Origin of the sequence: Citrobacter sp. RHB35-C21, from assembly GCF_013816515.1 — a bacterium.
Classification (GTDB): Bacteria; Pseudomonadota; Gammaproteobacteria; order Enterobacterales; family Enterobacteriaceae; genus Citrobacter; species Citrobacter braakii.
Window position 1 is genome coordinate 916,692 of sequence record NZ_CP057147.1, and the last position, 13,283, is coordinate 929,974.

Below are 13,283 nucleotides of genomic sequence, written 5' to 3' on the forward strand. Positions count from 1 at the left end.
TCCAGGTCATTCAAACGTTGTAACCTTTCAAACGCCATCCTAAGACATCTATAGAGGTAGTCTTACCATATATATTACGAATGGCTTTTTTAAATAAATATTATATAGGGAGGCTATAGATTTCTACAGGCATGTCACTTGGGACGTTTGTACGGTTACAACGTTTATCCCTGACTGGCAGATTGGCACTACAGTGGGAAAGCGGCTGGCAAAAAAGGAGAATGACTCTCCTTTTGGGCTTTCAGCTGGCGGCAATCCGATGAACACTCGACACGCTAATCCCTAGCCGCTTCGCGACAGTCGCTTTGGCAATGCCTTGCGAGAGAAGGTGCAGCACCTCGTCTCGTTTTTCCATGGCGGTTGGCTTGCGGCCTTTGTAGACACCTTTAGCCTTCGCCAGGGCAATTCCCTCGGCCTGACGCTCAAGCATGATCTCCCGCTCGAACGTGGCGATGGCCCCTATCATGGTCAGCATCAGCTTGCCAGTCGGGGTGGCCGTGTCGATGCCAAGGTTCTGTATCTGTAACGTTACCCCTTTTGAATGAAGCAGATCTGTGATTTCCAGCAAGTGCCGGGTATTCCGGGCAAGTCGATCCAGCTTAGTCACTTTTAGCACGTCCCCGGAGCGGGCGAACTCAAGCATTGCCTGTAGTTGTGGTCTGTCCGTCTTGCTGCCGCTGATTTTTTCCTGAAAAACCTTTTCGCACTCTGTCAGTGCCGTCAGTTGCTGCTCTAGCGACTGTCCCGTAGTCGAAACACGGGCGTATCCTATAATTGCCATGATGGCCTCCTGATAGGCTCAAAGACCCTGTAAGAGAAACGTATCAAATCCCGAAAACAAACCCGTGTGACAAGCATTGCCGGGGGTTCTACGTTTGTCGCACGGGCATGGGCTATTTGTGTGGGGTTAACAGTAGATATCTTCGTCGGAGGCATAGCGGGATGCCATTCCCCGGAAGAACACGGTGGCAAAGGTCGTGATTGCCATAATCAGAGCTTCAACGAGTAACGATTTCCAGTTCATGGTTTCACCTCGTAGACGCCTGCCCGATAGTAAGCTGTGAAGTTTCGCTGCCAGAGCTGAAACAGCTCATGGTAGCGTCGAATATCGGTGCATCCGGTTAAGGGCTGAAACCCGATGCCCTGACCAAAGTCGAAATCCAGCGATTTTTCCAGTTCAGGCCAGACACCGAAGTAAGCGAACTCGGTGATGTAATCCAGCGCGTCACCGACCAGGCGGATTTCAACCGGGCGGTAACCACCTTCTGGCGAATAATCCGGTGAGCGGAAGTTGAGGATGCACTCGCCCGGCTTACGGTGCTTCTCCAGTATCCCGATGAAACCACGCTGTAACGGCAGTATGCAGTTCATAGCCAGCCCCTCTCTGCGAACGATACGGTCTGGCCGCCACCGACGACGATGTGATCCAGTACCCGGACCTCAATCAGTTCCATCGCTTCCCTTATACGCCCGGTGATGTTCCTGTCGGCCTCTGACGGCTCGGGATGGCCTGATGGGTGGTTATGGGAGCAGATGACCGCAGCGGCATTCAGGCGAAGCGCTAAGCGGGCTATCTCGCGGGGGTAGACGCTTGTGGACGCGATGCTTCCGTAGAACATTTCCTTATACTGAAGAACCTGATTTTGGGAATCGAGAAAGATGACGGCGAAGACCTCCTGCTCACGATCGCCAAGCTGTAGGGCGAGATAGCTTTCGGTTTCACGCGGTGAACCCAGCGATTCGTTTCGGTACAGCCGTTGAGTTAACAGTTCTCGGGCTTCATTGATGATGTCGTGCATAGTTTTCTCCTGTGGTTGTATGCACGTTTCTTGTACCGGGGGGGCTGTGGATCGTTGAATGCCGATTAGTGCCGATTTCTGTTGGGTGCTGCTGTGGGCGATTTCACTGGCGGGACGCTGATAATGAGGAAACGGAGGACCTCCAGTGCCGATTCTTAAGTCTTTTTCATAAAGTCTACATGAGAGATCTCGTAGAAAAGTTTTACTAATATGCCTGATAATCGGCACTCGCTGGGGTCTGCTTGCTACTTTTATTGGTGTAATGGGGAAAGCGGCGAAGCGGCTTCCGACAGAAATCGGCACGGCTTGATTTAGCCTACAATTCTTTACACTCCTCGATTTGCTGCAAGTAACAACCAAATCGACGAATCCATCATATCCCCTGTCCCTGCTGCTCTTTACAAGCGGTATTTCACCAGGGTAGTCTCTTTCTCGCGGTCCCATTGGATGGTCACACAGTGGCCGGGTACGCAACTGGACTGGCTGTGTCCGATATACAGCTTGGCATTAACCATGCAGTACAATTTCACTGAGCTTAACGCTCTCCCCATCGCAGACGTTTACACTAACGTTACTGGTCTTGGCACCAAACCCTGCAGCACTGACTGTGTCGAACCTGAAGATGAGAGCTGCCCGCTCTGTGGTCATAAGGGTTGTTTCCGCCTGCACACTGACACAAATCAGGCTCATTGTTATTCCTGCGGCGATCATTCAAGTGTAATCGACCTGGTGATGAAGCTTTGCGACCTCTCATCGCCAGTCGAGGCCGCCAGTGCTATCACAAAAATGGAGTTCGAACCGTACACATCGGTGGAGGTCGTCCCGGCAGAACCAGAGCCGGATACCCGTAATCTGGAGCGGCTGACAGAAATCAACGCGGCAACCGCTGAGTATTACCACCGGAATCTGCTCGGTAAGATGGATGAACTCGTATATCAGACGGTAACGCGGGGTCATAACGTTAAAACGTTGATGGCGACTAAGGTCGGATATGCTGATGGCGGGCTTGTAGCGGCGCTACGTGAGCGTTTCAGCGATGAGGAAATTCTGGAGACAGGTATGGTCCGCCTCCAGAATGGTCGCCTGGTAGATTTCGCACCTGCCGGGGTGTATGCCTACCCGCATTTCGTTGATGGAAAAATTGCCCGTTTCACCTTCAAAGATCCCGCTGGTAATTTTAAGTTCCAGCAGCCTAAACGTTACTGGTTACCCGGTGCATTCTGGTACGGACTGGAATCACTGGAGCGCCCTGGAGCCATCGCCCTGGTCGAGGGAGAGAATGACCGTCTGGCGTTGATGGAAGTCTATGACGGTCCGGTACTGGCTTCTATTGGCTCTGTCAGCCGCGAGCAGGTGGAGTTTATCGAATCGCTGGGCCGTGAAGTGATCACCTTCTTCGACCATGACGATGCCGGTGACCGCTATCGCCAGAAATTCGATGCTCAACACATTATCGTTCCAGTGCGGGGCGGTGATATCGACAGTTACCTCCGTGGCGGTGGCGACTTTATGAGTCTTTTGGCAACTTTCACGCCGAAGTTTGAGGTCATCGCTCCTCTGGCTGCCGGGGCCTGCGGGTCCGAAAGCTTCAATGATACCGGGAATGCCAACCGGATGGCCCGTCTCTACGGACCCGGCCTGCGGTATATCCGGGAAACCGATACGTTTATCCATTGGCTGGATCACTGCTGGGTTCCTGCCGGGGTGCAGATTCTGGAATATGCCAAACAGACTGCGAATGCTGTGCTTGCTGAAGGCCAGGCAATGCTCGCTTCGGACGACGAGAATATCCGTAAACGAGGAGCCGACCAGGTTGCCTATGCTAATCGCCTGCACAATCTGTCTCTGATGAAGGCGATGATTGAGCTACTAAAGCCGAAGGTTGAGGTTCGCACGGTGGAACTGGATGCTGACCCGATGCTTGTTCGCGTCAAAAACGGAGTGATTGAACTTAAGACGCAGCGCTACCGTGAAAATCGCCGTCAGGACCTGATTACCAGTGTCTGCCCGGTGGAGTACGACCCGAGAGCGGTCTGTCCGGCGTGGGAGCGGTTCATAGCGGAGATCACCTGCGGGGATGCAGAACTGGCTGCCTTTCTGAAGCGCCTCGTGGGCTATATGCTAACGGGCCGGACCGATGAACAGCTTCTGTTTTTCTTCTACGGTCATGGTAGCAACGGTAAATCGACGTTTATCCAGGTCATTCAGACCCTGATGGGCACCTACGCGACGCAGATTAACAGTGATGTGCTGATGGCTAACCGCAGTGTCGGCGGTCCGAACGCATCTCTCGCCAAATTGCCCGGTAAACGCCTGGTCGTTGCCAATGAATTACCCGAAGGTGGTCGCTTCGATGACATGCTCATTAAGTCGATGACCGGGGGCGATACGCTTGTTGCCCGTCAGGTGTATGGAAAGCATGAAATTGAGTTCACCGCTCAGTTCTCGCTGGTGATTATCGGCAACCATAAGCCCATCATCCACGATATGTCACACGGAATGTGGCGTCGTATGTGCCTCATCCCTTTCGCGGCTCAGTTCTCGGCGGAACAGGCGGACCCGACGCTTCCGGCTCGTCTGCTGGCTGAACTGCCTGGCATCCTTAACTGGGCACTGGAGGGGGTCGCAGAGTGGCAGGAGCACGGCCTCAAGCGCTCCCTCCCGGCCGTAGTAGTCAAGGCTAACGACGATTACCGCGAAGAGAGCGACCTGCTGGGTGAGTTCCTGAGCGGCTGTATCCTCCAGCCTGACGCATATACTCCGGCGACGGCACTCTACCAGGCATTCCAGACTTTTGCCTGCGAGGGCAATGAATGGCGTATGACCCAGCGTGTCTTTAACAAAAAGATGGCTGAACGTGGTTTCACCAAGCTTCGTCGTGACAGTAAGGCCGGTTTCCGTGGGATTGCTCTCACTGCCGACATGCCACGTGTGTTTGATTCAGTGAAGCTGACCGTGTAGTGCCGTTTGTTCCTCTCTGCTGACCCATAATGCTGGCAGGGAGGGCATACTGGAGAATGAACAGTAGTTTAGTGCCGATTATTCAGCATATTAGTAAACTCTTTCTGTGAGATCTTTCATGGTGACTTTATGAAAATAGCTAAATAAACGGCACGCTAAGGTGCAGTATCCGCCTTATTCGTTGCCCTGACGGTGATATCGCCCAGCGACACCCCGGCACGAATCGGAACTAACAGGAGATTTCCATGAATTACTTACGATTGATTCTCGACCACGAGAAGCGTGCCACTGGCTATAACTGTGCGATTGATACTGAGCTGGATGAACTCCCGGCAGCCATCACCGAAGCCATCTACAAGCATGTGAAGGACTACCGGGGCGGTCTCACCCATGACCGGGCAGATTTCATCATGCGTGACCTCCTGTGGCTCCTGAGCGGCTATGACGTCAAGGCTATCGTTACCGACCATACTCAGCGTGAAACACAGGTTTATCCATTCTGATTTACCGGGCACGGATGCCCGGATTGTCTGGTAAAAGTAAGTTAAGTGCGGCTCCACTGAAGATTCAGCCTTGGAATTTGCTCGATGACGCTACGCTGGGCCTGTACGCTTGTTTCACCATAACCGTGACTGGCCTTCGCTCTGTCAGATGAATTTTCGTTATGTCCGAGAATGCTGTCCTGGATTTCCTCGCGAATGTTCAGATCTCGGCATAGTGTAACGAGCGTGTGGCGGAAGCTGTGGGTCGGCTTGATGCCCTGCCGCGTCAGGCCGTGTTCCCGAATGTAGTTCCCCCACCAGCGACCGTAGTTGTATGAATATTTCCGGTTCACTTCGGACTTATCGGCAAAGAGCTGATTGGTGCTGGACTGCACGAAATCAAGGAAGCCCAGCTCAATCAGGTGGCTATGTATCGGGAACTGGCGTGTGTTACCCATCTTGATCGACTGGCCTTCACCCATTGTCAGCCTGAAGCAGGGTGTACCGTCCACCTCCACGATGTCACCCTTACGGAGCTGGGCGATTTCCTCAACGCGGGCACCGCAGTAGTAGAGAATTATCGGTATCCAGTACGCCATAGCTCCATACGGCGTTTCTTCACCGTGGAAGACGGGCAGAGAGAAGATACGGCTGATTTCATCGCGACTGAAAGACCTGACGACTGCCGGGCCAGCGACGACCTTACGTTTCTTCAGCTTGCCTAACGGGTTCTCAGTTAGCTTGCCGTCCTCTACCGCGACGCGAAAGACCGACGACAGCTCTTTAAGCATATTTTCAACACGGACAGGGCTGATTTTTTCACCTTCAGCGTCCACCTGCTTGTGCAGTGGCAGTAACCGTACCGCCTTAGAAGGACGGGATGGGAGCTTTTCGAGCAGGTTACGGAAGTCGGCGAGGTCAGTAACGGTGATGTCCTCTACGGCCTTCTGCCCAATAAACTCAATGAAGCGATTTGCCGATGTTGTGTAGGCGATAATCCGACTTTCTGCACGCAGTGGTTCATGACGCATAACGTGATCTTTATAGCGTTCGAACAGGTCTGCGAAGGTGAGAGTTTCAGGTCTTTCTGCGGGGAGAACGTCCAGACCTTTGCTTCTAGCGTAGTGCTGGGGGCGAAGATTCAGAAGGTAAGCATTGGTGATATCGCTACGCCGTTCAGCCAGTCGCCATGCCAGACGGATTCGCCAGGCCGGGGTGAGAATGAGGGGCGTGTATTCCAGAGCTTCATCCAGCTCTACAACCATCAGTTTGCAGATGGATTCGTCACGTTCTGCCTGCCATGTTTCTGACTTGTAGCGGGGCTTGCGTTCGCGGTCTTCCAGCCAGTCGTGAATGATGTCGTTTTCCGGCGAGTGGAACATTCCTGTTTTACCATCGAGAACATCTTCAACGAGGTATCGATCCCGGATTAGCTCGCCATTCTGCATGGTACGTGAAGCCCATACACCAGCGATCATCTCTATATCGGCATCAGTTAAGGACTCTTCCGCTTCAAGCTGCTTTTCTGCCAGCCTAAGCATCATGTCGATCTGAATGATTTTTGCGGGTGCACGTTCTCTGGCCTCCCTCACGTCTTTGGTATCAAGGGTGAACTTGATCTCACGTTTATTTAGGATGCCTTGCAGGTGTTTGGGGACGGCCTTACGGACGAGGTAAACGCCGAAACGGTTTTTTGTTGGCTGTATCATAATGCCCATTTTGTACCACCTTTCTGTACCACCGGGAAGCGGGGCCGGAGGAAATTAAAAAGAGGTAACTACTGGTAAACCAACAAGTTGTTGACTCAAAAAGCAAAACCCCCGCCGAAGCGAGGGTTATAAATGAGTGGTGCCCGGACTCGGAATCGAACCAAGGACACGGGGATTTTCAATCCCCTGCTCTACCGACTGAGCTATCCGGGCAACGAGGCGCATTAAACCCGATTCGCTTCGCTTCGTCAACGAAATTTCTTCAAATCAATGCAGACTGCACAATCTATCACCACATTGCTGCTAATGCACGCATTCTCAGGCAAAAAATGCCGTCCAGGCGGCGGAAAGCGGCATTGCCAGCAGCAGGGCAGGAAGCATATTCACAACCGCAAACATTTTGATGCCGCAAATACGCAAACCGGTTGCTAGCAGCAATAGACCGCCTACGGCGCTGAAATCGGCCATCATAGCTGGCGTCGTCAGGGGTAAAATCAGTGCTGCACAGGTGGCAAGCGTTAACTGGATTGCCAGCATCGGCATGCAAATGGCGGATACCGCGATTCCTAATGAACAGGCAAAAATGATGGCCGTGAAGAAATCCAAAAATGACTTGGCGATTAAAATATTCGGGTCGCCTGTCATCCCTTCATGTATCGCACCGAAGATCCCGGTACCGCTGGCGCAAAACAGCACAATGATAGCCACATAGCTTTGAATAAAGGATTCGTGCGTAACGTTGGCGTCCGAGCGGGTGAAAAGCTGCTGCGCTTTGGCTACCGCAGCATTGATCCCTTTTTCCAGATGACAAAACTCGCCAATTAACGCGCCGACGAGCGTTGCCAGAACCATCACCGGTAGATTGGCGCATTTGATAACCAGCAAGATACCAATCCCTAACGAGGCCAGCCCGAAAATAGAGGTCATGGAGACCCGAATACGTTCTGGTATATGCTGGCTGAGCAGCGCGCCGAGAATGCCACCAAATAAAATAGCGCTGGCATTAATAAAGGGTCCGATTACCACATTTGCTCCTGCATACCCATCATCGTCTTGATACTAAAGGCAATTAGCTGGGTGAAATTATGTTTCAGATTGCATTATTATGCCGCAACTTTCAGACGAAATGCTTGCTGATCTGTAAGGTTTTCGCGCAAGATTTTATCTTGCGCCTGTAATTGAAAGGTGCCATGATTGCGCGAATTTTCTCCTGTCTGAATGGGGCTGCCTGGGATGATATTACTCCCCCTACATCGCCTTCAACATCGCCTTTTTGCGCGACGTTTGCCCCTTCCCGCGACTTATCTTTACGCTCCCACCATGCGGTGAGGGCAGCGCACGCTCACTGCAGGATAACAGTAAAATCAGAGGCTATCTGCTTTTACTGATGTCTGGCGGTCGGGGCTGGTAACCAGTTTGACCTGTCATTTCGTGGGCAAAGCCATGCGGCGTTGTCCGGGACTTTTGATTTTCCCGAAACGGGTTATTGCGCTTATGAAATCAATGAAAATTGCCGCCAGTAGTGAACTGGTTTCTCGTCTGTCCAGCCATCGTCAGGTGGTGTCGCTGGACAGTACCGATTTTACTGACGTTGCGGCAGTCGTCATTACCGTTGCGGACAGCCGCAGTGGGATCCTGGCTTTGCTGAAACGCACCGGTTTTCATCTACCTGTGTTTCTGTTCGCAGAGTCTGATGTTGATGTGCCTGCGGGCGTTAATGCGGTAATTCGCGGTCAGGCCCAGGACTGGCTGGAGCTGGAATCTGCTGCCTGTCAGTATGAGGAAGAGCTGCTGCCGCCGTTCTATGACACGCTTACCCAGTATGTCGAAATGGGGAACAGCACGTTTGCCTGCCCGGGACACCAACACGGTGAGTTTTTTAAGAAGCATCCTGCGGGCCGACATTTCTATGAGTTCTTTGGTGAGAATCTGTTTCGCGCGGATATGTGCAACGCTGACGTTAAGCTTGGCGATCTGTTGATTCATGAAGGATCAGCGAAACATGCGCAGAAATTTGCTGCGAAAGTTTTCCACGCGGATAAAACCTACTTTGTGCTGAATGGGACCTCTGCGGCCAATAAAGTGGTCACCAATGCGCTGCTGACGCGCGGCGATCTGGTGCTGTTTGACCGCAACAATCATAAATCGAACCACCACGGAGCGCTGATCCAGGCGGGTGCTACGCCGGTTTATCTGGAAGCGGCGCGTAATCCGTTTGGCTTTATTGGCGGCATTGATGAGCACTGCTTTGATGAGGAGTATCTGCGCCAGCAACTTCGAGAAGTTGCGCCGCAAAAGGCTGATCAACCGCGCCCGTTCCGTCTGGCGATCATTCAGTTGGGTACCTATGACGGTACGATCTACAACGCCCGGCAGGTGATCGACAAGATCGGTCACCTGTGCGATTACATCCTGTTTGATTCCGCATGGGTCGGTTACGAGCAATTTATCCCGATGATGGCCGATGGGTCGCCGCTGCTGCTAGAGCTCAATGCTAACGATCCGGGGATCTTTGTCACTCAGTCGGTACACAAACAGCAGGCCGGATTCTCGCAAACCTCGCAGATCCATAAAAAGGATAACCATATTCGCGGCCAGGCGCGCTTCTGCCCGCATAAGCGTCTGAACAATGCGTTTATGCTGCATGCTTCCACCAGCCCGTTTTACCCGTTGTTTGCGGCGCTGGACGTTAACGCCAAAATCCATGAAGGCGAGAGCGGCCGTCGGCTATGGGAGGAATGTGTGACGCTGGGGATCGAGGCCCGCAAAGCGATTATTACCCGCTGTAAGCTGCTTCAACCGTTTATTCCTCCGGTAGTAGATGGCAAACCGTGGGAAAGCTATCCGACACAGGTGATTGCCAGCGAGCGTCGCTTCTTTAGCTTTGAACCTGGTGCTAAATGGCATGGTTTTTCTGGATATGCACGCGACCAGTATTTTGTCGATCCCTGCAAACTGCTGTTAACCACTCCGGGCATTGATGCGCAAACCGGGCAATATACTGAGTTTGGTATTCCGGCGACGATTTTGGCGCATTATCTGCGTGAAAACGGTATCGTGCCGGAGAAATGCGACCTTAACTCGATTCTGTTCCTGCTGACCCCGGCAGAAAGCGCTGAGAAACTGGCGCAACTGGTCGCGATGCTGGCGCAGTTTGAACAACATATTGAAGACGATACGCCGCTGGCAAACGTGCTGCCCACCATCTTCAACAAGTATCCGGTACGTTACCGGGATTACACGCTGCGTGAACTGTGTCAGGAGATGCACTCACTGTACGTCAGCTTTGATGTGAAAGATCTGCAAAAAGCGATGTTCCGTCAGGAGAGTTTACCTACCGTGGCGATGAACCCACAGGATGCTAACAGCGCCTTTATCCGCGGTGATGTTGAACTGGTGCGTATTTGTGATGCCGCTGGTCGCATTGCGGCAGAAGGCGCGCTGCCTTATCCTCCGGGCGTACTGTGCGTGGTACCGGGCGAAGTATGGGGCGGGGCGGTGCAACGTTACTTCCTGGCATTGGAAGAGGGCATAAACCTGCTGCCGGGCTTCTCGCCGGAGCTGCAAGGGGTTTACAGTGAAACGGATGCAGACGGTATTAAACGTCTGTATGGATATGTTCTGAAGTAAGCGTCATCTGACCAAATAGGGCCACCATCAGGTGACCCTATTTAATCAATAAAGATTAGTGCGCGATAGTCTGGGCGCCTGCCGGAACGCGTACGTGTTTGTATTTAAACAGCGCAACGAAGGCAAAAGCCAGAACCAGCGAGTAACCTGCGAAGATCAGCCACACGGTCTGCCAATCGGTAATACCGTTCAGCGTATAGTGTTCAACTACTTTACCGCTCACCAGACCGCCCAGAATACAACCGAAGCCGTTGGTCATCATCAGGAACATGCCTTGTGCGCTGGCGCGGATTTCAGGGCGAACTTCTTTCTCTACAAACACGGAGCCAGAGATGTTGAAGAAGTCGAAGGCGCAGCCGTAAACAATCATCGACAGAACCAGCAGCACGGTACCAAACGGTGTTGGATCGCCGTAGGCAAACAGGCCAAAGCGCAGCATCCACGCCACGATACTGATAAGCATCACGTTCTTAATACCGTAACGGCTTAAGAAGAACGGGATGGTCAGGATAAACAGCGTCTCGGAGATCTGCGAAATCGACATCATCACTGACGCGTGTTCAACGATGAAGCTGCCGGAGAACAGCGGATTGTTATCGAAGCTGTGCAGGAAGGTATTACCGAACATATTGGTAATTTGCAGCTCTGCGCCCAGCATCATAGAGAAGATGAAGAAAATCGCCATACGCTTGTTTTTAAACAGCGCGAAGGCATCCAGACCCAGCATGGAAGACCAGCTCTGGTTTTTCTGCTGATTGGCGACCGGGATATGCGGCAGCGTCAGGGTAAACAGCGCCAATACGACGGACAGCGTCGCGCCGATATACAGCTGCATATGGCTCAGTTCAAAGCCGGAGAAGCTTACCGCCCACATCGCCAGAATAAAGCCGATGGTGCCCCAGATACGGATTGGCGGGAAGTCTGTAACAATATCCATCCCGGCTGATTGCAGGCGATAGTAAGAGATGGTGTTGATTAACCCCAACGTTGGCATATAGGCCAGGGAGTTAAGCAAGATCACAAAGAACATGGCGCCTGGCGTGGTGACTTCCGCTGCGGCGAACAGCGTTGCTGCGCCGACCAGGTGACAAATGGTGTACACCCATTTCGCACTGATCCATTTGTCAGCCACGATCCCTAACAGCGTAGGCATAAACACGGCGGCGATCCCCAGCGAGCTGTACACCGCGCCAATGGATGCACCATCAAATTTAAGGGTGACAAACATATAGGAGCCGAGGGTAGTGAGCCAACTACCCCATAAGCAGAACTGCAGAAACGAGAGAACTTTCAGCTGCAGCTTAAGATTCATGTTAATTTCCTCACACCGTAATGCGGATGAATGTTTTAAAAGGCACATTTGCCGTGGCTATATGATGTGATTCTATCAACGAGAGGCACTCTTTTTTTGTTACCTGTGACAAATATTTGCAAACAATTTCGGATTGCAAAGCAAAAGAGTGATGGAGTTAACGTTTTTCCCTCTTCAGGCCCCCGTTTTAGGGGGCAAGAGAGGGATACATTAGCGGCGACGATATGATTTTTGTGCGGAATTGACCTTGTAAAGATATCGGCGTGATTCAGCAGATGGGTGTCGGGTGGTCAGCGTTTGATAAACGTCCCCAGGGGACATGCTGTTAATGATGTTTGCGGCCTGTATTTTATCGTTCGAGAACACGCGCAGCACGCTGCCCGCGCCGCCGTTATACGCGGTGATCACCGCATAGCGACGCGAGGTCGGATTATCAATGCCGCCCAAATAGACATTATTCAGCATTGCCAGATAGGCAGTACCGGTATCAATGTTGCTGGCCGGGTCAAACAAGAAGCTACGGCTTGGCGTGCCTGAGCGCCCCTGGGAACGGAACACATCTTTTCCGGCGCTGTGTTGTACCACCTGCATGAGTCCCAGCGCATCGGCATGGCTGACCGCATACGGGTTAAACGAGGATTCGGTTTGCATGATGGCCAGAATCAGCGACTCGTCGACGCCATACTTACGTGAAGCCTGACGTACCATGCCGACGTATTTATGCGCGCGCTTATCAAGGTGATTTGGGACCAGATTGATCGTCACGCTATAGATGATACGCAAGCCATTGCTGCGCTTTTTCAGTCGCGTTTGTAGCAGGTAGTTGGCAAAATTGGTTGCACGTCCCTCCCAACGAATAGGCTGGCCGGTATTATCGACTACCTGCCCGTACAGGAACGGCTCTTTGGAAATCTTAATGTCGTCGACATCGGAATAGAGGTCGATAGAACCCGGATCATCACCCATCAGCAACGTCTTGATAATCGCTAGACGCAGATGTCCGGCTGGATCTGTCCCGGCAATGGTCTCGACGGTTATCGTACCGTCATCAAAATTGATATGGCTGCGGGTTTGATACTGATCGGTATACTTTACGTAGTCCTTCGGACCCGCAATCAGCACTTCCTTAAATCCCCACAGATTCTCAATGTTATGGGCAAATTGCCCCATTAGAATATCAAAACCGTTGGTATCCTTGACCCAGGCTTCGTTATAGGAATCGCCTTTTTTGGTCGAACTGGAACAGGAGATGAGCAACGGCGCGATAACGGCAAGCGCGAGAAATTTTTTCATCATTCCGGGAGTGCGTGTTGTGTTTGTTGTTGTATCGTTTTGCCGGATGGCGGTGCAAGCACCCTATCCGGCCTACGAGATTGCCAGCAAGCGATGC

10 protein-coding genes and 1 tRNA gene are annotated in these 13,283 nt (G+C 52.2%); 3 read left to right on the plus strand and 8 right to left on the minus strand.

Annotated elements, in window-relative coordinates; genetic code table 11:
* Positions 1-241: 241 nt before the first annotated feature.
* The 3 genes from HVZ39_RS04525 to radC form a co-directional block, all read right to left on the minus strand.
* Positions 242-781 carry a recombinase family protein gene (locus HVZ39_RS04525; RefSeq protein WP_084999375.1) on the minus strand — a complete coding sequence of 180 codons (540 nt, stop codon included), beginning with the start codon at positions 779-781 and terminating at the stop codon, positions 242-244.
* Between the two features lie 239 nt (positions 782-1,020).
* Complete coding sequence (locus HVZ39_RS04530) at positions 1,021-1,371, minus strand: DUF2787 family protein (protein WP_100126900.1); 351 nt, start codon at positions 1,369-1,371, stop codon at positions 1,021-1,023.
* Complete coding sequence (gene radC, locus HVZ39_RS04535; RefSeq protein ID WP_061552959.1) at positions 1,368-1,799, minus strand: DNA repair protein RadC; 432 nt, start codon at positions 1,797-1,799, stop codon at positions 1,368-1,370. Before radC ends, HVZ39_RS04530 begins: the two co-directional genes overlap by 4 nt.
* Before the next feature lie 447 nt (positions 1,800-2,246).
* Between radC and HVZ39_RS04540 the strand changes: the two genes are divergently transcribed.
* Positions 2,247-4,760 carry a phage/plasmid primase, P4 family gene (locus HVZ39_RS04540; RefSeq protein ID WP_181633264.1) on the plus strand — a complete coding sequence of 838 codons (2,514 nt, stop codon included), beginning with the start codon at positions 2,247-2,249 and terminating at the stop codon, positions 4,758-4,760.
* A 245-nt stretch (positions 4,761-5,005) separates the two neighbouring features.
* On the plus strand, positions 5,006-5,263 hold the full coding sequence (locus HVZ39_RS04545; RefSeq protein WP_181633265.1) for a hypothetical protein: 258 nt from the start codon (positions 5,006-5,008) through the stop codon (positions 5,261-5,263).
* A 41-nt stretch (positions 5,264-5,304) separates the two neighbouring features.
* On the opposite strand, the gene HVZ39_RS04550 is transcribed toward HVZ39_RS04545, so the two are convergent.
* The 3 genes from HVZ39_RS04550 to HVZ39_RS04560 form a co-directional block, all read right to left on the minus strand.
* Positions 5,305-6,786 (minus strand): site-specific integrase, encoded by a 1,482-nt coding sequence (locus HVZ39_RS04550; RefSeq protein WP_181633266.1) that lies wholly within the window; start codon positions 6,784-6,786, stop codon positions 5,305-5,307.
* A 302-nt stretch (positions 6,787-7,088) separates the two neighbouring features.
* Positions 7,089-7,164 (minus strand) — tRNA-Phe (locus HVZ39_RS04555).
* A 105-nt stretch (positions 7,165-7,269) separates the two neighbouring features.
* Positions 7,270-7,977, minus strand: a complete 708-nt coding sequence (locus HVZ39_RS04560) for a DUF554 domain-containing protein (protein ID WP_047357842.1) — start codon at positions 7,975-7,977, stop codon at positions 7,270-7,272.
* Positions 7,978-8,445: 468 nt separating this feature from the next.
* Between HVZ39_RS04560 and HVZ39_RS04565 the strand changes: the two genes are divergently transcribed.
* Entirely contained in the window at positions 8,446-10,581 is a 2,136-nt protein-coding gene (locus HVZ39_RS04565; protein ID WP_181633267.1) for an ornithine decarboxylase, read from the plus strand.
* 55 nt (positions 10,582-10,636) lie between these two features.
* Here the strand turns inward: HVZ39_RS04565 and HVZ39_RS04570 are convergent, their stop codons facing one another.
* On the minus strand, positions 10,637-11,893 hold the full coding sequence (locus tag HVZ39_RS04570) for a nucleoside permease (RefSeq protein ID WP_016157449.1): 1,257 nt from the start codon (positions 11,891-11,893) through the stop codon (positions 10,637-10,639).
* A 210-nt stretch (positions 11,894-12,103) separates the two neighbouring features.
* Positions 12,104-13,189, minus strand: coding sequence for a membrane-bound lytic murein transglycosylase MltC (gene mltC, locus HVZ39_RS04575; protein ID WP_016154410.1), 1,086 nt, complete (start codon positions 13,187-13,189; stop codon positions 12,104-12,106).
* Between the last annotated feature and the right edge of the window lie 94 nt (positions 13,190-13,283).